Genomic DNA, 21,234 nt, shown 5'->3' with positions numbered 1-21,234 from the left:
GTGCCAGCGTCAGGGCTGCCGGTAGCCATTATGCGCTTCGAGGACCAGCCAGGAAAGAACGGCGGGGGCGTTCACATCCATGCGCACTGCGATCAACTTTCTGATCAATGCGGTGCAGATTCCTTAAAAATGCCCTATACTCTGCCAGACCATAGGCGATATCGACGTCGGAGATCTGGCTGGACCAAAGCTCTGTTCTGCAAGGCCGCCGGTTCCTTTTTCCGCACCGATCCGATTATTGACCAAGAGGAGATGGCGCTGTGAGCGCGATCCAAGGGCTGAATGCTGCACTCAAAAGTGTGATGTGCGGCTCTCTGGAAATAACACCCGTGCCGATCGGTTACGCCGTCAGCACGGGCTTTGTCATGCCTGATGGAGACCTCCTCTCTTTCTACCTGGTTGACCAAGGAAACGGAACTTTCACGCTGGAAGACGACGGGATGACGTTGCCGGCGGCAATTGCAAGCGGGCTGGATCTGAAGTCTCCCGTTCGGGAGGGGCTCCTCAGGGGGATGCTGACCGACGAGGGCGTCCGCTACGATGAGGACCTGACGATCAGGTCAGAGCCTGTCGCTGAAGGTGAGATTGGGTCGGCCGCTCTTCACTTTATTTCCGCAATGATCAGAACACGTGACCTGGCTCTGCTCAGTAGGGAGAATGTCGCGGCGTCTTTTGCTGACGATGTGAGGCGCGAACTCTGTGCTAAGCTCCCTCCGGGCCTCGCAATCACTGACGACGGCAGACCAGCAGACCTGAGTGGCCCCGACATTGTCATCCGCGACACTCAGACCGGGATCAAGGTTGCGAGAATTTTTGCAGCCGGTGGAGATTTGCGTCTCATGGATGCCCTGGTTGATTATCAGGCGTCCGACGAAAGCGACTCCCCAATCATCGCGGTTGTGGATCGACGCAAAGGAAGGGTGACGGATCGTCGCCTAAACACCGCAACCAATCGCGGACTTCCGATGGCCGTCCTGGATGGGGCAAGTGACGAGTGGACAGGCCGCGTCCTCGGGCTGATAGGAAAATCGTCTGCCGATATAAACGCCCGCACCCACTGAACTTTACGCAGATGGGACGCCTAGCCAGCCCGCCCCCCCCCCGGCGGGCTCTCCCACACCGGCTCGGCACCATGCACCACCGCCCCACTGGGTCGGAACAGACAGCACCGACCGTGCGCGCCGGAGGCTGGACTCAACCCCCGGCGCCGCCCCATCATCTGGCCGCCACAACCGAAGATGATGGGGATTCGAATGTCAGATCAGGAAGATATTGCCGATCTAAAAGCCCGTATTGAGTCTCTGGAGCGCAGCCGGGACGACCAGAACGCTCTGTTTGATGCCCACTTGCGCCTCAGCTTCATATTCTTTGAGAGACTGCTCACCCTCACCGGACCAAGGGAAAAAATTGAAGAGGTGATTGCCAAGTTCCAAATCGACCGCGAGACCGCTGCTGAGCCCAGATTCGCGGATATCGCAAACGCCTTCTGCGACCACCTCCGCAAAGGTCTCAGCGCAAAAACGTGATGGCCTGACCGCGCTTCGCTCCCTCATTCAGCGCCTCGAACAGCCCTGCCGTTGCGCAGGGCTTTCCCATGCCCGCGGCCTCTGCCCCGGCAACAAAAGCCCTGCCCGTCTCGGTCAGCTGGTTGAACTCATCCAGGTAGCCCGCGTCCCGCAGCAATAGCAGGTGCGCGCCGAACCGCGGATCCGCCGCCTGCTGCGCAAGCCTGATCATCAACCCCATGTCTCGCTTCATCCCCGCCCCCTGACCCTTCAGGCCAGCCCATCGCTGGCCGAGTGATTCTGGCACGGCTGACGGGCGGGGGCAATAAAGTTCGCCATTTGCTAACTTTCCGTCTTGAAAAGATGTTCGCTATATGCCAACTTCATTCTCACAGAGCAGCGACGAAGCGAAAGCCAAGGCCTGCCGGATAGATGGAGAGCAACTTATGGCCCCCGATTTCATTGCCCACCCCTACGGCGCGGTGATCGCTGCGAAGATCCTTGAGGATTTCCGCTTCGGCCGCGCGAAACCGATCTCGCTTCAGGCGCCGCCCGCGCTGCCGTCGGTGATCGGTCCCTGCCACAACCGCACGGCCTATCCCCGCGGCCCCTTCGATCTGCCGGTGATCCGCGACTGCGAAGTGGATGCCGTGCAGCCCTACGTCGGGGCCTGCTGATGGACCCCATTCCCGTCGCCCTCGCCAATATCCGCGAAGGCTGGTCGCCCCGCCGGAACATCGAGACCCGCGCGGCCCTGATGCGCGGCCATGCCACCGCCGGAAACCACCAGCGCGCCGAGGAATACGCGGTCGAAATCGAGACGCTCCAGTGCGCGGAACGGGACCACCAAGACACCCTCTCCCCCATGAAATCTGACCGCCGCCACGAGGATTGGCCGGTCGGGCTGGCCCACGCCGACTGGGCCGACGCGATCCTGCGGGGTGCATGGCGCAGTCACCGCCGGGTCCACCCCGCGACTTTGCCGATGCCTGCCGCCATTGCGGCGGAATGAATAACCGCGCGGGCCGTCTGCCTGTCTCGCCCGCGCTTCACCTGCCCCCGGTTCGCCGTTCGCAACTGCCACCACTCACGGGCGGCGGCCGGGGGCTTTTTCTCAGGACAAAGCCAATGTGCGACGAATGCTCCTTTTGCTACCGCGCCGGCTGGCAGGCTGAACTGCGCCTGACGCCGGAAAACCAGCTGACCTGTTGCGACTGCTGGGATGCGCCCGACTGGGACGAGCTGCAAACGCCGGACGATGCCTTTGAGGTGCACTGTTCCAAGACAGGCCGCAGCTGGCCCTGCGCGAGTGAGGGTCAGGCCCGGCAGATGGCGCGCAATCTGGGCGTGACGGATTACACCTTCTGCCCGCCCGGCACCGCGCCCGCCACGATCCGCGAGACGACCGCAGCCATGCGCGCGCTGCGGGAGGAGGCCCCCATGACTGACCGTCCGATCATCTTCTCCGCGCAGATGGTGCGGGCCTTGCTGGATGGGCGCCGACATGCGGTATGACGTTGCGAAGCACAACGCAGAGCGCGTGATCGCTCTCCCAGATGCAGAGATCGCGGCGCGGTATCTCTCAGGTGAGACGTTGGCCGAACTGGCCGTCTCATATGGCGTGAGCCGCCCGACACTGGCAAAGGCTTTGGATCGAGAAGGCGTCCAGCGCCGCGCCGCCAGGCAGAGGAAAGGCCGCCTTTCAGGAGAGGCAAACCCGGCATGGAACGGCGGCCGGCGGCGCAGAAAAGACGGCTATTGGCTCGTTTGGACACCCGAGGGTGAACGATTGGAACATCGCATGGTTATGGAGCGGCATTTGGGTCGCAAGCTGCGCGACGACGAGATTGTTCATCACCGGGACGAGGACAAAGGCAACAACGATCCCTCCAACCTTGAGCTTATGAGCCAGACCGATCACGCGCGACTTCACTCTCCGGCAATGCATGCAGCGAGGTATGGTCATGGCCGATAAACCCATCATCTTCTCGGCGGCCATGGTTCGGGCTCTTTTGTCCGGCCAAAAGTCGCAGACGCGGCGGGTGCTGAAGCCCGCACCTTATGAATGCAGCGGCGCGTGGTGGATCACCGACCGTGTGAGCGGAGACTGCCTACTAGACGATTGGGCGAATGACCGGATCGGCCTCGGCCCGCGCTACGCCCCCGGCGACCGGCTATGGGTGCGGGAGACATTCTTCGGCGGTCACCCCGGATGCGCCAACATCATCTACCGCGCCGACGGTGAAAGCGTGATCCGTTGGCGCAGCCCAATCCACATGCCCCGCTGGGCCTCGCGCCTGACGCTGACCGTCACCGATGTGCGGGTGCAGCGGTTGCAGGAAATCAGCGAGGCGGACGCAGTGGCAGAGGGGATCGAGAGACAGGAGCCGACCGACGCCGACCACGAGTGGGCACTACGGTATGCTGAAGAAAATGGCTGCTCGCCTGACATCGGCGGCGTCTGGATCGCGCCGGGGACGCGGAAGGGCTGGGGTTTGACGCAGGAGGAGCGCGACCAGCCCCAATGGGGGCCGACCGCCGCCTTTGCTTATCGCTGCGTCTGGAACAGCCTGTACGGCCCCGAGGCATGGGACGCGAACCCGTGGGTGGCCGCAATCACCTTCACGGTCCACCGCTGCAACATCGACAGGATGGGCGAGGACGCAGCCATCCTCGCCCGCGCAATGAATGCCGAACTGCCCGCAGATCAGCAGGCGGTCATGAAGCTCAAGGGGATGATGTGATGAGCGACGATCTGATCAGCCGGGCTGAAGCCGCAGCAGCGAAATATGCGCACCGGATGGACGAGGACAACATCACTGTTTCGGCAGGACTCTTCCGGGCAATAACCGCAGCTCTATTGCCCGCCCCCGCCGTTGATGCGAGCGGAACCCCCATCGGCTCACATCAAGCCGGTTTGCCGTCATCGGCCGCGCAGCAAGCCCCCACCGTGGAGGCAGAGCCGGTGGCATGTCGGTATCGCTTTGATGGCGGGAAATGGAACGTTCAGAAACGCCCGCCTTCATGGTTCGACCCTGAACGCGATATAGACGTAGAATTTCAGTATCTCTACACCCACCCCTCCGACGCGGAGAGCCTGCGGGGGGAGGTGGCAGAGGTCAGACGGCAGAATGAGGTAGCCGTTGCAGCAATGGTGCGCAGCCATCAGCGCGCCGAGAAAGCCGAGGCCGAGCGTGACGCCGCGCTGGCCCGTGTCGCGGAGGTTGAGGCGGAGCGTGATGACGCAATGGCGCTATTCCATGCGTCCGATAGGAAAACGCGAGATCTGGCAGCGCAGGTCCAAACGGAACGGGAAGAAAACCGCTGGGCCTATATCCAAGCGGCGATGGAGGACTACGCCACGCCGCCGGATGCGGAACTGGATGAGCGCGATCTGCGGAAAATGGTCGCAGATGTTGGCGCTTATATCCGAGAAGGCGCGTCCGTCCCGGACATCTACAGTGGCGGCTGGAAACACCCGTTCAGCGTGACGTTCGATAGCGACCAGTTGCGGGCCTTCATCACCGCCCTGCGCGCCCGGAAAGGCGGTGCGGAATGAAGCGCATCATCACCGCCCTGTCCGCAGCACTCTTCCTTGCTGCCTGCGAGACCGAGGAAGAGCAGCGAGACCGCATCAATCGGACGATGCCGGATGGCTGCGTCATGAGCGATCTCGGTGAATACAAGGAGATCGACCGGCTCATCGTGATACAGTGCGACGGTCGAAAGACCACAACTACCGTCGGCACCGACATTCATCACTCGGGGAAATTCACGTACCGCGACAGCTTCGTTGCGGTCAGGATAGGGGGTGCATCATGACCGACCTGAGCAACGAGGCGCTGGATGCGCTGCAAGCCGATCTGATGAAAGACCACGCGGCCATGTGTCGATTGGCGCGGGCAAACCCGGATGAAATGCAATCCGCGGCTAGCAAGGCCGCAGACGTGCTCACCGCCCTCCGCCAGCAACTCGCAGCGGCAGAGACGGCGGCGCTGGAACGGGCGGCGGATATATTCCACGACGAGCAAATTGAAATCTGGTCCGATGAAATACTCATGGATATGGCCCTAGCTGATCATATCCGCATAGAGACATTCGAGGACAAGGTTGCTGCCAAAGACTTGGTGCAAGGCAACCTAAAGACAATCGCTGACGCCATCCGCGCCCTGATCACCCCCGAAGGCGCGTCCGCTCCGGAAGCCGTCAAGGCAGAGGCGCGGCGGGAGGCGGTGAAGGTCAAGCCGCTGGTGTGGAAAGGTGAGGAAGCCAAGTCATACCGTCAATCGAACTGCATTCTCGGCCAATACCAAGTTTCTTGGCTAGGTGAATTCGAATGCTGGCAACTGTCACGCCCGCACAAGCAGGGGGTTGCGTGGAAAGATGGGTTCTCCCGACACGACAGCCGCACTCTTGCAATGGCCGCAGCCCAAGCCGACTACGAAGCCCGCATCCTCGCCGCGCTGGCCGAGAAAGGCGGTGAGTGATGAACCCGGCAGATGCTTACTACGCGACCGAATATCACCGCCGCAACATGCAGGTTGCAAGAGTATGCGGCGCACAGGCCGCAATTGATCAGGCCCTTGCTCGGGCCTTGTCTGTCAAAAGCACCCCTGCATGGCTGACCGCCTATCTGGAAAGCGCGGCGGCTCGATTGCCGGGATTGCAGCACGACTTGGCTGCTTGGCGCAACCTCGCCCCGGACGCTCCGGATAGCTTTAAGAAAGGCGGTGCGTGATGGACATGCCGGAACGCATTTGGATCGACAAGGGGCCGGGGGCAACATGGCAGAGGACGCCATGCTTCAAGAACATGACCGAATACCGCCGCGCCGATCTGCCACCCACGCTGGAACAGGCGCTGGCCCTGCCGGAAATCGCGGCGCTGGTGGAGGTGGCGAAGGAGCGTGACGGTGGCGGGCACGACGAGGACTGCCGTATCCACCGAAAATATCGGGAACCTGTTCATTGCAACTGCGGGCACGACGCCCTGCAAGCAGCCCTCACCGCCATCGCACAGGAGAAGCAGGGATGACGGCACTGCGCGTCCTGATCGGCTGCGAGCCCAGCGGAGTCATGCGCCGGAGGGGCCAATGACATGGTGCTACCTCCCCGAAATGGACTCTCTCTCTGCGCAGGGGGCGGAGGCCTTGATCTTGGTGTCCAGCTGGCCGAACCAGATTTTCACACCAGATGTTTTGTTGAATGGGATGAATATCCCCGTTCCGTCCTCATCGCCGCCCAGCGCGCCGGATACTTCGCACCGGCCCCCATCTGGGATGATCTCACCAGCTTTGATGCAACACCCCTTGCCGGGACAATCGACACCCTTCTCGCCGGATACCCGTGTCAGCCTTTCAGCAGCGCCGGGAAACGAGAGGGTGAAAATGATGAACGACACCTATGGCCTGAGGTCGCACGGGTCGCCCGAGAACTCGGCCAACACCTCAGATTCATCTTCCTCGAAAATGTCTCGGGACATGTCAGCCTTGGCGGTGAAACCGTGCTGCGAACCCTATGGGACATGGGTTTCACGCCTGCGGCTGGCCTCTTCACGGCGGCTGAAACAAGCGCGCCGCATGAACGCGAACGACTCTTCATCTTGGCCTACCGCCAAGGCGATGACCGGGGGCGCGAACTCGAATCGGGAAGCCCGAGGGGCGGGCTGCCCGGACCTTCAGGAAGCGGCCCAAAGCTCGGCAACACCTCTGGCCCACGATGTGAACCCGAGGGGATCGGGACAGGTGGCAACAGCGGCGGCGGGCAACCGCTGTCTGGGCTGGGAAGCGGCGACATGGACCACGCCAAGCGCCTCGGACAGCAACCGGGGCGGCACAGGGATAACCGAGGGCATGTCGGGGTCGTCGCTCACCCAGAAGGTGGCGCAATGGCCGATGAAATGCGCGTTTCTGGAGGACGGCACCCCGAGGCTGGGGGAGGTCTGGCCGACAGCGACCGCAACAGATTTCGACCGGGATGCGTCCACGGTGGCAAAGGTGATGAGAGGCCGGAAGGAAAAGGCCGGACAGACCACGACCCCGATGTATCTAGGCGATGCTGCCAAGAACTGGCCCACCCCGGCGGCGCGGGACCACAAGGGCGAGAACAGCCCCGACCATCTGACGAACGGGACGGGCCGCCTGCACATGGACCAACTGCCGAACGCGGTCGCCCATGGATTCACCCCCCCCGCCCCGATGATGCCGCCGCCTGGGCCTTCACTCTTTCCACCGCGCGAGACTTGGCGCCAGCTGCGTCGGTTCGTGATCTCTACCTATGGGCGCGCGATCTGGAAGCGATGGGCGGCCAGCGGTGGCAAGAGGCGCTTGAACCCGCGTTTCGTGGAATGGCTGATGGGCTGGCCGCCAGGTCACGCGCTTTGCGGTTGCTCGGAAACGGCGTTCATCCGCTGGTCGCAGGATATGCGTGGCGCACTCTCGCAGCTGCCCATGGCCTCGGCCGCATGGATCTGGAAGCCGCCGGCCAAGGCGCCGGCGGCAGAGCAGCTGAGCCTATTTGGAGAATGAGATGACCGAGACCCGACAACCCGTCGCCCGCGCTTGCTGTGGCTGGACCGGCAAGCGGATGACAGGCCAGCCCGTGACGTGCCCGAAGTGCGGCGCGTGGGCTGTTTTCGTGTGGCCATCCAGCAAGGAAAAGACAAATGACCGATAACACGATGCCTGACCGAATCACCGCATGGGCTTGGGAGGTCAACCCGAACATGGGCCAGTGGGAGACGGCGCAATCCATCGTTGGCGAGGGAGCGGAATACCTCGCCCTGCACGGTGAGACGCTGGGAGAGGTGCGGGCGGCGCTTGCCCTGCTGACAGACCGCTCACGCACCCTTGTGTTCGCGCATCATCACGGGAACGGGCTTGAGGGATGGCACAACACCGTGGACGGCGTGGACCGGGCAATCACCGTCGCCCGCGCCGCGCTGGCGAAAATCGGGGGCACCAATGGCTGACAACACCCCGCGCTTCGGCCGCCGCAAGGTGCCCGGCATGCTGGCCGACTGGAACGCACTCCGCTCCGCTTGCCGGGCAGAAGGCACCGAGGCGATCCAGACCGCCCTTGACCGGATCGAGGAGCATATCGACGCCGCTTATCAATGGACGACGGAACGGGAAACCGCTGCGGAGCGCATTGCCGAACTGGAACTGCTGCTGGCCCGAAATCTCGTGATGGACATGGGAAGCGGCGAGGAAGGCGCAGATGCGCTTGGCGGCATCGGGCAAGTTATTGCCATGGTGACAGCCTATCGGGAGGCAAACCCGCTGCCAGAGGGGGAGCTTGACGATGTGTTCTGACGCGCTGGCAAAGATGGGATGGTGAAGGGATGATCGACTACAATCTCAGCCTGAAGAATGCCACCGATACAGATATTGAGGCCGCCCTTCGGGCCGCCCTGAAAAAATACGACAAGCCTAAGTCTTACTGGCCCCGCTCATTCTGGGCCGGGATGATCTGGGGCGCCGTGCTGATCGCCGCCATGGACTACGGCGATGTGTGGCTCTGCGCGGGACAATGCCAAGCGATGATCGAAGCCGCCCGCACCGCAGGAAAGGGGGAGTGACATGGGCAAACCGTGGACGCCAGACCAGCTGGCCGAGCGATGGGGTTGCTCCGGGGAGACTGTGCGGGCAATGATCCGCAGCGGACGACTCCCTGCCTTCGTCGTGGGTAAGGCATATCGCGTGACAGATCAGAGCCGGGAGGCTTACGAGTGCGGCAGTATCGGCTTGGACGCCTCAACGGACGACACGTCGTCACATGGACGGACGACACAGGCAAGCGCAGGCGTTATCGTCTTGACGCACTCACGGCCAAGGACGCGGAGCGTGAAGCCCGAGATTTAATCCTGCGCGAGACTGCGCCGCCGGTCGGAATGACGGTGGCGCAGCTGTGGGGTGCATATCAGGCAGAAATGGGGGAGCGGCGGCAGGCAGGCAAGCTGCAAGCGAGCGGCAAGAACGTCTTGCCTGTCTTGGGCCATCTTGCCGCCGAGCAGATCACCGCAGAGGACTGCCGGGCATACATGGCCCGCAGACGCACACTAGGCCGTAAGGAAGCCACGATCAGAACTGAACTGGCCTGCCTGCGCGCCGCACTGAAATGGGCGCAGACCGCCCGCCTGATACCAATTGCACCGAAGGTCGAACTGCCACAAATGCCACCACCTCGCGACCGATACCTGACCCGCGAGGATGTTGCGAAGCTGCTGGACGCCGCGCAAGACCCGCATATCAGGCTTGCCATGCTATTAATGCTGACCACTGCCGGGAGGATCGGCGCCATACTTGAGCTGACATGGCGGCAGGTAGACTTGCAGCGTCGGATAATCAATCTTTCCACCAGCGATATTGGCCCCAAGAAAGGCCGCGCCACCGTGCCCGTGAACGATACGCTGCTTGTTGCCCTGTCCGAGGCAAAGCGCATGGCGCTGTCGGATTATGTGGTGGAGTATGCCGGTAGACAGGTCGGGTCGATCAAAACCGGCTTCAATGCCGCCGTCATTCGATCAGGCATTGACCACTGCACCCCGCACGATCTGCGCCGGACCGCTGGCCGCCTTATGGCAGAGGCAGGGGTTCCTATCGAGGAAATCGCGTCCTACCTTGGGCACACAAACCCGAACGTGACACGCAGCACCTATGCGAAGTTCAGCCCGGCTTATCTGCGGAAGGCCGCGGGCGCGCTGGAATTTTGAGGGAATGCTCTTTGGTTCAGCGGACCTGCGCAACCGGACATATGTGGAACATTTCTGCATTCAGCCTGTGCAGGGTATGCTCTTTCGGCACATTTCGCCAATTTCTGCGGTCAGTGCCAGCCCCTCCTAAGGGAAAGGTTGCAGGTTCAAGTCCTGCCGGGGTCGCCACGGCCTCCGCTGAAACTTCCGGCTGAAAGCCGCGCCTTTTCCGCGATGTGGAACGGCGGGGCTTTACCCCCACAAATATTTGATTAAGTTCGGCCTGCCTACCGCAGCCTGTTGCGCGGAGTCTGCAGGGCAGTATTTCCAGACATTCCTGACCAAGAAGGCGGACATGCCGCATCGGCAACTCATCGGTCCCGGCGGGACCTCGGATCTGGGCGGCTGGCTGCAATGGCTGGCCCGGCTGCTGCTGAAACCGCGCAGCCGCGGCTTTCGCGTCGTCTTTGCCGCCGCGGCGGTGCTGATCGCCTCCGGCCTGCGCCATGTACTGGACGGCAGTCTGCCCCCCGGGTTTCCCTTCCTGACCTTTTTTCCCGCGGTCCTGCTGACCACCGTTTTCGCAGGCACTGCGGCGGGAACAGTGGCGGCTGTGCTCTGCGGGCTGGCGGCATGGTTCTGGTTCATCCCGCCGGCCGGGGCGTTTTCCGTGGCGCCGGGCGCGCTGGTCGCAATGGCCTTTTACGCCGCCATCACCACGACCGAGATCGTCTTCATCTCGGCCACCAACCTTACGCTGCGGGCACTGGTCCGGGCCGAAGGGCGGGCGCGCGAACAGGCCCGGCAGCGGGAACTGATGTTCTCTGAACTGCAGCACCGGGTGTCGAACAACCTGTCCACCGTGGCCGCGCTTTTGCGGATGCAGGCCGGACGCACCCGTGATCCGGAGGCGAAGGCCGCGCTGCAGGATGCACAGCAGCGCATTGCCACCGTGGCGCGGCTGCAACGGCTGTTGCATGCGCCGGACAGCCAGACCGTGGATGCGGTGGATTTCCTGCGCAGCCTGTCCCGTGAAACGGTCGAGGCGGCCGGGGCCGGGCAGCCGGTGGATGTCCGGCTGGAGGCCGATCCTGTGACGCTGAGCGAGGCCGCCGCCGTGCCCTTCGGCCTGATCGCCAGCGAGCTTCTGATGAACGCCATCGAACACGGGGCCGTCTCGGGCGCGGCGCCGCAAATCGACATCAGGCTGCGCGTCTCGCAAGAGGCGCAGCCGCTGGCCAGTCTGGACATCGGCGACAACGGGCCCGGCCTGCCGCAAGGCTTTTCGGTCGAGACCTCGCGCAGCCTTGGCCTGTCCATCGCCCGCCAGTTTGCCGAGCAGCTGGGCGGCACGCTGGCGCTGACCAACCGCGCGGGTGGCGGCACGCTGTCGCGGCTGACCTTCCCGATGGGCACCCCGGTCTGATCCGGACCAGCGGTCCTGGCGGGTTAACGCAGCGCCGCCTCGATGTTGCCGCCGTCCACCGTCATGACATGGGCCGTGGTGCGTTCGGCCCGGGCCAGCATCACGAAAGCCTCGGCCACATGGCGGGCTTCGACCTCGGCGCCCAGAAGGTTGCCGGCCATATAGGTCGCCTCATCCACGCCCCGCGCAGTGGATCGCGCCGCAATCATCTCGGGCGTCAGCAGGCCCGAACGGATGCGGTCGGCGTTGATGCCGTTCACGCGGATGCCCTCGGGGCCGAGTTCCAGCGCCAGTTGCCGCAACAGGAAGAAGGTGGTCGCCTTGGGCAGGCCATAGGCGGCAAAGCCCTTGCCCGGGTTCACCGCCTGTTTCGAGACGTTGAACAGGATCTGTCCCGGCTCTGCGCCGCGCGTGCCGCGGGCGGCGGTCTGTTCCCGGAAGACGGCAATCGCCGCCTGCGCAAAGGCCAGATGGGCGAAGAAGTTCAGCTCGAAGCTTTGCCGCAGCAGATCGTCCGGCAGGGTGGCCACCGCGCCGGTCAGCGCGGCGCCCGCGTTGGACACCAGAATATCCAGCCCGCCGAACCGCGCGACGCAGGCCGCCACCGCCTCGGCCGGGGCGCCGGGGGCGGTGATGTCACAGCCGTGTGCGCCATGATCGCGGCCCAGTGTCGCCAGCGCTGTATCCAGCGCGGTGCCGGGCCGGTCTACCAGAAACACCGCCGCCCCCTGCGCCGAAAAGGCCCGCGCGGTGGCCAGACCGATGGCCCCGGCCCCGCCGGTGACCAGCACGACACGGCCCTGCAACGCGGGCGGTTTGCCCTTGCCCAGCTTCGCCTGTTCCAGCGACCAGTATTCCATATCGAACAGGTCCGCGGCGCCGATGGGGAAGAAGCCGCCCGCGACCTCTCCATCCGCGCGGACACGGGCGGATTGGGTGCCCAGATCGGCGGCGATGCGGGCGGCGGCGGCATTGGCGCCCACCCCCACGATCCCCGCCCCCTCCAGCCAGACCAGTCCCGGCATGGGCGAGAGCATTGTCTTCTTCTCGGCCGCATTGGGGGCATGAGTGTCGAAATAGGCGCGGTAGCGGTCGGCATAGCGGGCCACGGCGCCCCGCATCGCCTCGGGCGACTGGCCGCCGCGGCGCAGGACCAGAACCTCGCCCTTGGTGCGGATCACATGGTCGGGAGTGGCGACGCCGCGGGTCGCCAGCCGTTCCAGATCATCCCGCGCCACAAAGGCCCGCTCCGCCTCGTCGCCGCGCAGGTCCAGCACCGGCAGCGGATCCCCCGCGCCCTGAACCGAGGCGAGCGCCCCCCGCAATCCGGCAAGCACCGGCGCCAGATCGGCCACGGGAAGGGCCGCGGCAGGCACCAGCGGCGCGGGCCGCCGGTCGGCCAGCCAGGCCTCCACCAGATTGGTATGTTCGATGATCTTGTCGTAGCTGGCCTTCGCGTCAGGACCCCATGCGAAATGGCCGTGGTTCACCAGCAGCAGCCCCTCTGCCGCCGGGTTGCGGTCAAATGCCTCGGCTGCCGCTTTGGCCAAAGCAAAACCCGGCATGACATAGGGCACCAGCGTCAGCCGGTCGCCGAACAGCTCACGCGTCACCGCCGCCACCTCGGGCAGGTTCGCCAGCACAAGGAAGGCGGTGGCATGGGTGTGGTCCACATAGCGGTGCGGGATCCATGCATGCAGCAGGGTTTCGACCGAGGGGTTGGGCGCCGCAGAATCGATCAGGTTCAGGCGCTGGACATTCACCATCGCCTCATCCGACAGCGCGGACAGCGCGCGCAGCCGCAACAGCGGCTCCATCCGCACCGCGGGCATGCCCTTCGCCTCGATCGTGTCCAGATCCCAGCCCGAGCCTTTGATGTGCAGGACCGGCACCTCCTCACCAAAGGTATCGCGCGCCGTGGATTTCAGCGAGGTGTTGCCGCCGCCGTGCTGCACCAGATCGGGGTCCCGCCCGATCAGCCGCGAGGAATAGACCCGCAGCGCCAGTTCGCGCGCCAGCGGATCGTCCCCCGCCGCCTGTTGCAGCATCAGCGCCTCGGCTTCGGTCCAGCGGTTGGCGATCATGGCGCACTCCTGCTATGGGGATGGATCGCCGCGGGGGCGGCTTGGCTTTTTTACTTTTGTCAGTTATATCTGTCAAACGGCGAAATCGGGTGATCACGCATGAGCGGAACGGCACGGCGGCGCAATCTGGCGCAGGTCAGCGGCGAGAATTCGGTCATTCAGGTGGCGTGGATGTATTACCACGACGGCCGCAACCAGCAGGAGATTGCCGAGGCGCTTGGCATCTCGCGCGCGACGGTGGTGAACTATCTGCAGGAGGCGCGCGAAAAAGGCCTGATCCGCATCACCCTTGCCGCGCCCGCCTTCACCACGCACCGGCTGGCGGTGGAACTGTCGGACCGCTTCGGTCTGGCCGGGGCCTTCGTGGTCCCCGATGAAGGGGCCGAACCGGAAGAGGCGTTCCTGCGGGTGGTCCGCGGCGCGGCTTTGTGGCTGCCCGACCTGCTGGCCCCCGGCGACCGGCTGGGCGTGGCCTGGGGCCGCACCGTCTATGAGCTGGCCGAGGTAGTGGAGGCGCGGCCGATCCCCGATCTGGCCGTTCTGCAACTTGTGGGTTCGATGGCCACGCCCTATGGCTTCACGGCTGAGGCCTGCTCGACCCGGCTGGCGCAGCGGCTGAATGCGCGCTGCCTCAACCTGCATGCCCCCGCCATCCTGTCGCGCGCCGCTTTGGCCGAGGATCTGCGGCAGGAACCGATCCTGAAGGCGCAGCTGGACCAGCTGGAGACGGTGAACAAGCTGTTGTTCTCGGTCGGCACCGCCACATCGGACAGCCATATCGTCCTCAGCGGGCTGGCCACGCGGGCGGATCTGGACTGGCATGTGGATCGCGGCGCCGTGGGGGTGATCTGCGGCCGGTTCATCGACGCCGAAGGGCGGCAGATGGACGGCCCGATGGAGGAACGGATGATCGGCATTCCCCTGCCCCGGCTGGTGGGGCTGGAGATGGGCATCCTCATCACCCCCGGGCTGGACAAAGTCGCGGCGACCAAGGCCGCCATCCGTGGCGGCTATGTCACCCATCTGGTCACCGGCACCAGCGTGGCCGAGGCGCTGCTGGCCGGGGACTAAGACCCTCCCGCCCCCCACCCCATCCCTCCCCCACAGAGGGGGGAGGGAGGCGCCCGGCGGGGCGCGGTTGCGGCAGGCCCATGGCCAAGAGTCGGCAAGCGGCATGGCAAGGGCCGGGGCCGCCCAGCACCCCCCTTCACCCAAAAGTCAGCGCACCCGCCACGTGCCGGACTTGCCAGACCAGAATTTGGCTCGTCCCGCAGGGATCGCCAACGGCCTCCCTGCCGTCACCGTCACTCCGCGGTCCGTGGTCAGCCACGCGACGACCACCTCAGGCGCCTCCCCTCCCCCTTGTGGGGAGGGGATGGGGGTGGGGGTCGCGCGGTCAGCCCAGCATCGCCCGTTTCAGATCGCCGAACATCGCCTCCATCCCGGCTTCGGTCGCGGGGCACAGACCACGTTCGGTCAGAAGGCCGGTCACCAGCTCGGCCGGGGTCACGTCGAAGGCCGGGTTGCGGGCGGTGGTGCCGTCAGGCGAGATCTGCACGCTCTGGATCGTGCCATCCGCGGCGCGGCCCTGCACCAGAGTGACCTCGGCGCCGTTGCGCTCCTCGATGGGGATTTCCCGCACCCCGTCCTTCACCCGGAAGTCGATGGTGGGCGAGGGCAGTGCCACATAGAACGGCACCCCATTCGCCCGCGCCGCCAAAGCCTTCAGATAGGTGCCGATCTTGTTGCACACATCGCCCCGCGCCGTGGTGCGGTCGGTGCCGACGATGACCATATCCACCTCGCCGTGCTGCATCAGATGGCCGCCCGCGTTGTCCACGATCAGCGAATGTGGAATGCCGTGGCTGTTCAGCTCCCACGCGGTCAGCTGCGCGCCCTGATTGCGGGGGCGCGTCTCGTCCACGAAGACATGCACGGGGATTCCCGCCTCATGCGCGTGATAGATGGGCGAGGTTGCGGTGCCCCAATCCACCGTGGCCAGCCAGCCCGCATTGCAATGGGTCAGGATGTTCACCGGCTGTCCCGGTTTCCTCGCCGCGATCTGCCGGATGATCTCCAGACCGTGCAACCCGATCTGGCGGTTGATCTCCACATCCTCGTCGCAGATCTCGGCGGCGCGTTTCGCGGCGGCGGCGGCACGTTCGGCAGGCGGCAGCGGGGCCAGCACGCGCCGCATCTCGTCCAGTGCCCAACGCAGATTGATCGCCGTAGGCCGGGTTTCGTGCAGCACATCCCATGTCTCGGCCAAGGAGGCATCCGAAGGGTCGTCCGCCATCTGCATCGCCACGCCCCAGGCCGCCGTGGCCCCGATCAACGGGGCCCCGCGCACCCACATGTCCCGGATCGCCACGGCGAAATCATTGCGGCTGTGCAGCGGCACGATCCGCAACTCATGCGGCAGCCAGCGCTGGTCGATCACCTGCACCACGCCCGCAGCATCGCGCCAGATCGTGCGAAAGGGGGTTCCGTCGATTTTCACAGGTGGTTCTCCTTGTTCATGCGCCGCGCCATGGCGGTGACGGCGTCGATGCCCGGCAGCGCCCCCGCCCCCAGCATCAGCTGCCGCCCCATCGCCAGCGCCCGCGCCTCACAGGCGGCACGGGTGCCGGTGTCGGCAATCCGTTCGAAATCGGCATTATGGGCAAGGCCCAGGATGCGGCGGTGCATCTCCACCCCGCAAAAGCCCAGAGTATCCCGCCAGATCATGCCCAGAACATCGGCAAGCGCCTGTTCCGCGGCCAGAGCATGGCCCTGATCTTCATAGAGGCTGGCCTGATACAGCATGCCCTGCCGTTCGGTCCGCCAGAGATGGCTGAATTCTTCGCAGAACGTGCCCCAGATCGTCTCCACCACGCCCAGCAGCCAGCCCTGCATCCCGGCGCGGTCGCCCGGCGCGGCCTCATGCCCCGGCTGGCTGAGATGCGCCATCAGGAAATTGGCGATAAGCATGCCCACATCAAAGCCGATGGGGCCGTAGGTGGCGAATTCCGGGTCGATCACCCGCGTCTCGGTGGCGGTCACCATGACCGATCCGGTATGCAGATCGCCATGCAGCAGCGTCTCGGCCCGGCTGGAGAAGGCCAGCTTCAGGTGCTGCGCCGCCACCTTCAGCGACAGATCGTCCCGCAGCCGGGCGACCGCCGGTTCCAGCCCGGGCGTATGCCGGTTCATCGGCGCGTCGAAGTAAGGGTCCGAGAACACGAGATTTTCGGTGATGTCGCACAATTCGACATTCCCCGCGAACAGCGCCAGATCGGCCTTGCGGTCGGCCGCCGTCATCGACAGGTCCGAGCCTCGGAACAAAGTCCGCGCGCAGAAGAGGCCCAGACGTTCGCCCAGGCCCTCGGTCTGCCGCCCCTCGACCAGCGCATGGCGCAGGATCACATGCGGGCTCAGAAACTCCATCACCACAATCGCCTGCGCCTCGTCAAAGTGCCAGACCTCCGGCACTGAACCGGGGTCGCGCGCGGCCTGCCGGGTCAGCGCATGATATTCGAAGAACGACCGTTTCAGCGGCAAGGGCCAGCTTTCGCCCACCAGCCGCACATAGGGCAGCGCCTGTTTCACGATGGCCTGCCCGGCGGCGCCGGTCACGATGAACACAAGGTTCAGGTTGCCGTCGCCCACCTCTTTCACGGTCCAGCTCTCCGCCGGGCCGACCAGTCCGGCCAGCACGGGCAAGGCCCCCAGCCGAGCCGCCAGCGTCTCTGGCGTCAGCGGTGCATAGTCCTGCGCGGTCATCCCATCCTCCCCCGCACCTCTTTCGGGGAACAGGATTCTCGCAAATGCGCCATATGTCAAACAGTATTGACAATTGACTGAACACGGCTAGCGTGAAGGCCGGGAGAGAGGAAACCACCGTGCCGGAACCTGCCGTCGCCATCCGTGGACTGGCCAAGGCCTTTGGCCGCAACGCCGTGCTGTGCGGCGTGGATCTGGATTTGCCGGGCGGTCAGGTCACCGTGCTGATGGGCGCGAACGGGGCGGGAAAATCCACACTGGTCAAGGTGTTGTGCGGCGTTCACCGCGCCGATGCGGGTGAGGTCCGGCTGGAGGGCCGCCCCTTTGCGCCGCCCGGCCCGGCCGCGGCGCTGCGGGCAGGCGTGGTCACTGTGCACCAGAACATCAACGATGGTGTGGTGCCCGATCTGGACGTGGCCTCGAACCTTCTCCTGGATTCGCTGGCCGAGGGCGGGGGCACCTTCCTGAACGCGCGCCGGATGCGGGACGAGGCGCGGCGCATCGCCGCCGCCGTCGGGCTGGAGATCGACGTGACGCGGCCCGTGGCGGGCCTGCCGCTGGCTGACCGGCAGCTGGTCGCCATCGCCCGCGCCATGGCGCGCCGTCCGCGGCTGCTCATTCTGGACGAACCGACCTCCTCGCTCTCGCTGGCCGAGGCGCAGCGGCTTTATGCGCTGATCGACCGGCTGCGCGCCGAAGGGGTGGCGATCCTTTATATCTCGCACCGCATGTCCGATATCCGCCGTCTGGCCGACCGGATCGTGTCGATGCGCGACGGGCAGGTGTCCGGCGTATTTGAGGGGCCGGATCTGGATTATGCCGCCGCGGTTCAGGCCATGCTGGGCCACGCTATCACCGAGGTCGACATTGCCATCCCTCCGCCCGGTCGCCCCGTGCTGCAGGCGCAGGGCCTGCAGCTGAAGGCCGAGGCGCGGCCCTTCGACCTGACCCTGCATGAGAATGAGGTCGTGGCGATCACCGGCTTGGTCGGTTCGGGCAAATCCGCGCTGGCCGCCGCTTTGTTCGGGCTGGAGGCCGCGACGGCGGGCCGCGTGACACTGGACAGCCGGCCCTATGCACCGCGCAGCGCGGGTGAGGCGGTGGCGGCGGGCGTGTTCCTTGCCGCCAAGGACCGGCTGATCAATGCCGTCGTGCCCGCCTTCGACATCCAGAAGAACCTGACCCTGCCCTTCACCCGCCGCCATTCGGGCCTGCTGTCGCTGATGCGCCGCTCCTCGGAACGCGCACAGGCGGACCGCAGCATTTCGCAGATGGGCGTCGTCTGTCAGGGGCCGCGCGACGGCATCCTGACCCTGTCGGGCGGCAATCAGCAAAAGGTTGTCGTCGGCCGCTGGCTGGCCGAGGCGAGCCGCCTGCTGATCCTGGATGAGCCGTTTCAGGGCGTGGACATTCAGGCCCGCCATGACATCGGCCAGCGCATCCGCGACAGCGCGGGCAACCGTGCCATGCTGGTTCTCTGCGCCGAGATCGATGAGGCGCTGGAAGTGGCCGACCGCATTCTGGTGATGAGCGAACACACATTGGTGGGCAGCCACCGCAACGAAAACATCGACCTTGGCCTGCTGATGGCACAGGTCGCGGGCGCAGGCCCCGCAACGGCAATGGGACGACAGGCATGAAGACACAAGGCTCATGGGCCGATCTGGCCATCCGCTATGGTTTTCTGGTGCTGATGGCCGGGCTGATCGTGGTGTTTTCAGTGGCGAAACCGGCGTTCCTGTCGCCGCAAAGCGCGGTCTTCATCCTGCAATCGGTGGCCATCACCGGCATTCTGGCGCTTGGCGTCACTGCCACGCTGGTCGTGGACGGGTTCGACCTGTCCATCGGTGCGGTGGCGACCTCGGCCATGATGCTGTCGGCCTATGTCATGGTGATCTGGGACATGGGCGCCTTTGCCGCGGTGGCTCTGTGTCTTGGCATGGGCGCCATGGTCGGGCTGATCAACGGGCTCTTGATCGTCAGGATGCGGGTGCCCGACCTCTTGGCCACCTTGGGGATGATGTTCCTTCTGGTCGGCCTGCAACGCATCCCGACCGAGGGGAATTCGATCTCGACCGGGATGGTGCTGTCGGACGGGCGCACCACCACCGGCACCTTCGCGCCCGAGTTCCTGATGCTGGGCCGCCACCGGATCGACTTCATCCTGCCGGATCTTGTGCCGCTGTCGGTGGTGTTCCTGCTGGCCATCGCCCTGATCACATGGGTGTTTCTGGAGCTGACCCGCCACGGCCGCGTCATGTATGCCATCGGGTCCAATGCGCAGGCCGCTGCGCTGGCTGGGATCAATGTCGCGGGCTACCGGGTGCTGGCCTATGTCATCTCGGGCGTGATGGCATCGGTCGGGGGAATCCTTCTCTCGGCCCGACTGGGGCGCGGCGATGTGGCCTCGGGGAACAACCTCCTGCTGGACAGTGTCGCGGCGGCGCTGATCGGCTTTGCGGTTCTGGGCGCGGCCAAGCCCAATGCCTTTGGCACCGCCATCGGCGCCTTGTTCGTGGGCATCCTGTTGCAGGGCCTGACCATGCTGAACGCGCCCTATTACACGCAGGATTTCATCAAGGGTGCGGTGCTGGTCGTGGCTCTTGTCTTCACTTTCGCGCTGTCCGGCCGAACGGGCCGGGGGCGCGGCTGACGGAACGGCGCGCGGCCCTGCGGGAGGAGCGGGGCCGCGCGCCGAACAGAAACGAGAAATCGGGAGGATAGCATGATTTCCAGACGGATTTTCACGGCACTGATCGGCAGCGTGGCGCTGCTGCCCGGGCTGGCGCTGGCGCAGGACGCCGCCCCCGCCCCGTTCGACAACCCCGGTCAGGTGGACATCGCACTTGTGCGCTATCTCTCCACCGGCGACTTCTTCCAGGCCTATCTCTCGGGCGTGGAAAAGCAGGCAGCGGCGCTTGGGGTAAATCTTCAGGTGTTCGACAGCCGGCAGGATGCCGCGCTTCAGGCCGATATGGTGGATCAGGCCATCGCGCTTGGCGTCGATGGCATCATCATCCAGCACGGCCTGACCGAGTCGATGAAAGAGGCCGCCCAGCGCGCGGTGGATGCGGGGATCAAGGTCGTGGCCTTCGACGTGAATGTCGAGAATGCCGCCATCCCGCAGATTGAGCAGTCTGACCGCGACCTGGCCCGGCTGGCGCTGGAACAGGCCATCGCGGACAATGGCACGGAATGGGTGGCGGGCTATGTCTATGTGCCCGGCATCGCGCCGCTGGACCGGCGGGATGAGACGTGGAAAGAGGTGAAGGCCGCCAATCCCGGCATTCAGGAAGTGGCCATGTTCGGCACCTTGGACAACCCGATTGCGAATTCGGTCGCCAATCAGGCGCGCTCGGTCCTGTCTGCCAATCCGAACATCACCGTGATGTTCGCGCCCTATGACGAATTCGCCAAAGGGGTAAAGATCGCGGTGGATGAGGCGGGGATGTCCGGTCAGGTCTCGATCTATTCGGCCGATATTTCCACCGCCGACATCGCGCTGATGCGTGAGGCCGGGTCGTCGTGGAAGGCCACCGCCGCCACCAACCCCGCCGTGGTGGGTGAGGTGTCGGTCCGGGCGCTGGCCCAGCTTCTGGCCGGGGAAGAGGTGGGCGCCAGCGTGATCGTGCCGCCCACGCTGATCACCCAGGCCCAGCTGAACGAACTGGACATCAAGAACATGGAAGAGCTGGGCGCCAAGATGCCCGCCTTTGCCCATGCCGAGGTGGCGCTGTCGCCCTGGATCAAGCTGCCGGAACGTTGA

Annotated in this window: 26 protein-coding genes and 1 pseudogene; 23 read left to right on the top strand and 4 right to left on the bottom strand. The window is 65.0% G+C overall.

Annotated elements, in window-relative coordinates; translation table 11 throughout:
* Positions 1-260 precede the first annotated feature (260 nt).
* A complete protein-coding gene (locus tag ACO2Q5_RS08895; protein WP_423290059.1) occupies positions 261-1,061 on the top strand; it encodes a DUF1828 domain-containing protein in 801 nt (266 codons plus the stop codon).
* 192 nt (positions 1,062-1,253) lie between these two features.
* Positions 1,254-1,526: a hypothetical protein gene (locus ACO2Q5_RS08890; protein WP_423290057.1), complete on the top strand. Its 273-nt coding sequence runs from the start codon at positions 1,254-1,256 to the stop codon at positions 1,524-1,526.
* Here ACO2Q5_RS08890 and ACO2Q5_RS08885 read toward each other — a convergent pair.
* Positions 1,510-1,758, bottom strand: coding sequence for a hypothetical protein (locus ACO2Q5_RS08885; protein ID WP_423290055.1), 249 nt, complete (start codon positions 1,756-1,758; stop codon positions 1,510-1,512). The genes ACO2Q5_RS08890 and ACO2Q5_RS08885 overlap by 17 nt on opposite strands.
* Positions 1,759-1,951: 193 nt before the next feature.
* Between ACO2Q5_RS08885 and ACO2Q5_RS08880 the strand changes: the two genes are divergently transcribed.
* The 17 genes and pseudogenes from ACO2Q5_RS08880 to ACO2Q5_RS08800 all read left to right on the top strand — a co-directional run bounded on the left by ACO2Q5_RS08880 (position 1,952) and on the right by ACO2Q5_RS08800 (position 11,622).
* Entirely contained in the window at positions 1,952-2,182 is a 231-nt protein-coding gene (locus ACO2Q5_RS08880) for a hypothetical protein (RefSeq protein ID WP_423290053.1), read from the top strand.
* A complete protein-coding gene (locus ACO2Q5_RS08875) occupies positions 2,182-2,517 on the top strand; it encodes a hypothetical protein (protein WP_423290051.1) in 336 nt (111 codons plus the stop codon). The genes ACO2Q5_RS08880 and ACO2Q5_RS08875 overlap by 1 nt, the downstream gene beginning before the upstream one ends.
* Positions 2,518-2,633: 116 nt before the next feature.
* Positions 2,634-3,020 (top strand): hypothetical protein, encoded by a 387-nt coding sequence (locus tag ACO2Q5_RS08870; RefSeq protein WP_423290049.1) that lies wholly within the window; start codon positions 2,634-2,636, stop codon positions 3,018-3,020.
* The gene (locus ACO2Q5_RS08865; RefSeq protein WP_423290047.1) at positions 3,010-3,480 is read left to right on the top strand and encodes an HNH endonuclease; all 471 of its coding nucleotides are present in this window, start codon (positions 3,010-3,012) and stop codon (positions 3,478-3,480) included. The genes ACO2Q5_RS08870 and ACO2Q5_RS08865 overlap by 11 nt, the downstream gene beginning before the upstream one ends.
* A complete protein-coding gene (locus tag ACO2Q5_RS08860; RefSeq protein ID WP_423290045.1) occupies positions 3,470-4,249 on the top strand; it encodes a hypothetical protein in 780 nt (259 codons plus the stop codon). The genes ACO2Q5_RS08865 and ACO2Q5_RS08860 overlap by 11 nt, the downstream gene beginning before the upstream one ends.
* Positions 4,249-5,064: a hypothetical protein gene (locus ACO2Q5_RS08855; protein ID WP_423290043.1), complete on the top strand. Its 816-nt coding sequence runs from the start codon at positions 4,249-4,251 to the stop codon at positions 5,062-5,064. The genes ACO2Q5_RS08860 and ACO2Q5_RS08855 overlap by 1 nt, the downstream gene beginning before the upstream one ends.
* Positions 5,061-5,327 carry a lipoprotein gene (locus tag ACO2Q5_RS08850; RefSeq protein ID WP_423290041.1) on the top strand — a complete coding sequence of 89 codons (267 nt, stop codon included), beginning with the start codon at positions 5,061-5,063 and terminating at the stop codon, positions 5,325-5,327. The genes ACO2Q5_RS08855 and ACO2Q5_RS08850 overlap by 4 nt, the downstream gene beginning before the upstream one ends.
* A complete protein-coding gene (locus tag ACO2Q5_RS08845; protein ID WP_423290039.1) occupies positions 5,324-5,992 on the top strand; it encodes a hypothetical protein in 669 nt (222 codons plus the stop codon). Before ACO2Q5_RS08850 ends, ACO2Q5_RS08845 begins: the two co-directional genes overlap by 4 nt.
* Complete coding sequence (locus tag ACO2Q5_RS08840) at positions 5,992-6,243, top strand: hypothetical protein (RefSeq protein ID WP_423290037.1); 252 nt, start codon at positions 5,992-5,994, stop codon at positions 6,241-6,243. Before ACO2Q5_RS08845 ends, ACO2Q5_RS08840 begins: the two co-directional genes overlap by 1 nt.
* Positions 6,243-6,539 carry a hypothetical protein gene (locus ACO2Q5_RS08835; RefSeq protein WP_423290035.1) on the top strand — a complete coding sequence of 99 codons (297 nt, stop codon included), beginning with the start codon at positions 6,243-6,245 and terminating at the stop codon, positions 6,537-6,539. Before ACO2Q5_RS08840 ends, ACO2Q5_RS08835 begins: the two co-directional genes overlap by 1 nt.
* A gap of 63 nt (positions 6,540-6,602) precedes the next feature.
* On the top strand, positions 6,603-8,036 hold the full coding sequence (locus ACO2Q5_RS08830; protein WP_423290033.1) for a DNA cytosine methyltransferase: 1,434 nt from the start codon (positions 6,603-6,605) through the stop codon (positions 8,034-8,036).
* A gap of 132 nt (positions 8,037-8,168) precedes the next feature.
* Positions 8,169-8,474, top strand: a complete 306-nt coding sequence (locus ACO2Q5_RS08825) for a hypothetical protein (protein WP_423290031.1) — start codon at positions 8,169-8,171, stop codon at positions 8,472-8,474.
* A complete protein-coding gene (locus ACO2Q5_RS08820; protein WP_423290029.1) occupies positions 8,467-8,817 on the top strand; it encodes a hypothetical protein in 351 nt (116 codons plus the stop codon). The genes ACO2Q5_RS08825 and ACO2Q5_RS08820 overlap by 8 nt, the downstream gene beginning before the upstream one ends.
* A 29-nt stretch (positions 8,818-8,846) precedes the next feature.
* On the top strand, positions 8,847-9,083 hold the full coding sequence (locus ACO2Q5_RS08815; RefSeq protein WP_423290027.1) for a hypothetical protein: 237 nt from the start codon (positions 8,847-8,849) through the stop codon (positions 9,081-9,083).
* Position 9,084: 1 nt separating this feature from the next.
* Positions 9,085-9,198, top strand: a pseudogene (locus ACO2Q5_RS08810) (helix-turn-helix domain-containing protein); the annotation flags it as partial.
* Between the two features lie 35 nt (positions 9,199-9,233).
* Positions 9,234-10,217, top strand: a complete 984-nt coding sequence (locus tag ACO2Q5_RS08805) for a tyrosine-type recombinase/integrase (protein WP_423290025.1) — start codon at positions 9,234-9,236, stop codon at positions 10,215-10,217.
* A 334-nt stretch (positions 10,218-10,551) separates the two neighbouring features.
* On the top strand, positions 10,552-11,622 hold the full coding sequence (locus ACO2Q5_RS08800) for a sensor histidine kinase (protein WP_423290023.1): 1,071 nt from the start codon (positions 10,552-10,554) through the stop codon (positions 11,620-11,622).
* Between the two features lie 23 nt (positions 11,623-11,645).
* Here the strand turns inward: ACO2Q5_RS08800 and ACO2Q5_RS08795 are convergent, their stop codons facing one another.
* The gene (locus ACO2Q5_RS08795) at positions 11,646-13,706 is read right to left on the bottom strand and encodes a bifunctional aldolase/short-chain dehydrogenase (protein WP_423290021.1); all 2,061 of its coding nucleotides are present in this window, start codon (positions 13,704-13,706) and stop codon (positions 11,646-11,648) included.
* Between the two features lie 99 nt (positions 13,707-13,805).
* Between ACO2Q5_RS08795 and ACO2Q5_RS08790 the strand changes: the two genes are divergently transcribed.
* Entirely contained in the window at positions 13,806-14,777 is a 972-nt protein-coding gene (locus ACO2Q5_RS08790) for a sugar-binding transcriptional regulator (protein ID WP_423290019.1), read from the top strand.
* Between the two features lie 325 nt (positions 14,778-15,102).
* Here ACO2Q5_RS08790 and mtnA read toward each other — a convergent pair whose 3' ends face one another.
* On the bottom strand, positions 15,103-16,206 hold the full coding sequence (gene mtnA / locus ACO2Q5_RS08785) for an S-methyl-5-thioribose-1-phosphate isomerase (RefSeq protein WP_423290017.1): 1,104 nt from the start codon (positions 16,204-16,206) through the stop codon (positions 15,103-15,105).
* On the bottom strand, positions 16,203-17,468 hold the full coding sequence (mtnK, locus tag ACO2Q5_RS08780; RefSeq protein WP_423290015.1) for an S-methyl-5-thioribose kinase: 1,266 nt from the start codon (positions 17,466-17,468) through the stop codon (positions 16,203-16,205). The genes mtnA and mtnK overlap by 4 nt, the downstream gene beginning before the upstream one ends.
* Before the next feature lie 119 nt (positions 17,469-17,587).
* On the opposite strand from mtnK, the gene ACO2Q5_RS08775 reads away from it, so the two are divergent.
* The 3 genes from ACO2Q5_RS08775 (at position 17,588) to ACO2Q5_RS08765 (ending at position 21,234) form a co-directional block, all read left to right on the top strand.
* On the top strand, positions 17,588-19,108 hold the full coding sequence (locus tag ACO2Q5_RS08775) for a sugar ABC transporter ATP-binding protein (protein ID WP_423290013.1): 1,521 nt from the start codon (positions 17,588-17,590) through the stop codon (positions 19,106-19,108).
* Entirely contained in the window at positions 19,105-20,121 is a 1,017-nt protein-coding gene (locus tag ACO2Q5_RS08770) for an ABC transporter permease (RefSeq protein ID WP_423290011.1), read from the top strand. Before ACO2Q5_RS08775 ends, ACO2Q5_RS08770 begins: the two co-directional genes overlap by 4 nt.
* 72 nt (positions 20,122-20,193) lie before the next feature.
* Positions 20,194-21,234 (top strand): substrate-binding domain-containing protein, encoded by a 1,041-nt coding sequence (locus ACO2Q5_RS08765; RefSeq protein ID WP_423290009.1) that lies wholly within the window; start codon positions 20,194-20,196, stop codon positions 21,232-21,234.

Origin of the sequence: Neotabrizicola sp. VNH66, assembly GCF_049445895.1 — a bacterium.
GTDB lineage: Bacteria > Pseudomonadota > Alphaproteobacteria > Rhodobacterales > Rhodobacteraceae > Pseudogemmobacter.
Note: the sequence above shows the minus strand (reverse complement) of the source record. Positions and strands in the feature narration are given on the sequence as shown.

Coding starts and splice junctions, on each gene's coding strand:
- ACO2Q5_RS08890 (WP_423290057.1), top strand. CDS start 1,254: ATGTCAGATCAGGAAGATATTGCCGATCTAAAAGCCCGTATTGAGTCT.
- ACO2Q5_RS08885 (WP_423290055.1), bottom strand. CDS start 1,758: ATGAAGCGAGACATGGGGTTGATGATCAGGCTTGCGCAGCAGGCGGCG.
- ACO2Q5_RS08880 (WP_423290053.1), top strand. CDS start 1,952: ATGGCCCCCGATTTCATTGCCCACCCCTACGGCGCGGTGATCGCTGCG.
- ACO2Q5_RS08875 (WP_423290051.1), top strand. CDS start 2,182: ATGGACCCCATTCCCGTCGCCCTCGCCAATATCCGCGAAGGCTGGTCG.
- ACO2Q5_RS08870 (WP_423290049.1), top strand. CDS start 2,634: ATGTGCGACGAATGCTCCTTTTGCTACCGCGCCGGCTGGCAGGCTGAA.
- ACO2Q5_RS08865 (WP_423290047.1), top strand. CDS start 3,010: ATGCGGTATGACGTTGCGAAGCACAACGCAGAGCGCGTGATCGCTCTC.
- ACO2Q5_RS08860 (WP_423290045.1), top strand. CDS start 3,470: ATGGCCGATAAACCCATCATCTTCTCGGCGGCCATGGTTCGGGCTCTT.
- ACO2Q5_RS08855 (WP_423290043.1), top strand. CDS start 4,249: ATGAGCGACGATCTGATCAGCCGGGCTGAAGCCGCAGCAGCGAAATAT.
- ACO2Q5_RS08850 (WP_423290041.1), top strand. CDS start 5,061: ATGAAGCGCATCATCACCGCCCTGTCCGCAGCACTCTTCCTTGCTGCC.
- ACO2Q5_RS08845 (WP_423290039.1), top strand. CDS start 5,324: ATGACCGACCTGAGCAACGAGGCGCTGGATGCGCTGCAAGCCGATCTG.
- ACO2Q5_RS08840 (WP_423290037.1), top strand. CDS start 5,992: ATGAACCCGGCAGATGCTTACTACGCGACCGAATATCACCGCCGCAAC.
- ACO2Q5_RS08835 (WP_423290035.1), top strand. CDS start 6,243: ATGGACATGCCGGAACGCATTTGGATCGACAAGGGGCCGGGGGCAACA.
- ACO2Q5_RS08830 (WP_423290033.1), top strand. CDS start 6,603: ATGGTGCTACCTCCCCGAAATGGACTCTCTCTCTGCGCAGGGGGCGGA.
- ACO2Q5_RS08825 (WP_423290031.1), top strand. CDS start 8,169: ATGACCGATAACACGATGCCTGACCGAATCACCGCATGGGCTTGGGAG.
- ACO2Q5_RS08820 (WP_423290029.1), top strand. CDS start 8,467: ATGGCTGACAACACCCCGCGCTTCGGCCGCCGCAAGGTGCCCGGCATG.
- ACO2Q5_RS08815 (WP_423290027.1), top strand. CDS start 8,847: ATGATCGACTACAATCTCAGCCTGAAGAATGCCACCGATACAGATATT.
- ACO2Q5_RS08800 (WP_423290023.1), top strand. CDS start 10,552: ATGCCGCATCGGCAACTCATCGGTCCCGGCGGGACCTCGGATCTGGGC.
- ACO2Q5_RS08795 (WP_423290021.1), bottom strand. CDS start 13,706: ATGATCGCCAACCGCTGGACCGAAGCCGAGGCGCTGATGCTGCAACAG.
- ACO2Q5_RS08790 (WP_423290019.1), top strand. CDS start 13,806: ATGAGCGGAACGGCACGGCGGCGCAATCTGGCGCAGGTCAGCGGCGAG.
- mtnK (WP_423290015.1), bottom strand. CDS start 17,468: ATGACCGCGCAGGACTATGCACCGCTGACGCCAGAGACGCTGGCGGCT.
- ACO2Q5_RS08770 (WP_423290011.1), top strand. CDS start 19,105: ATGAAGACACAAGGCTCATGGGCCGATCTGGCCATCCGCTATGGTTTT.
- ACO2Q5_RS08765 (WP_423290009.1), top strand. CDS start 20,194: ATGATTTCCAGACGGATTTTCACGGCACTGATCGGCAGCGTGGCGCTG.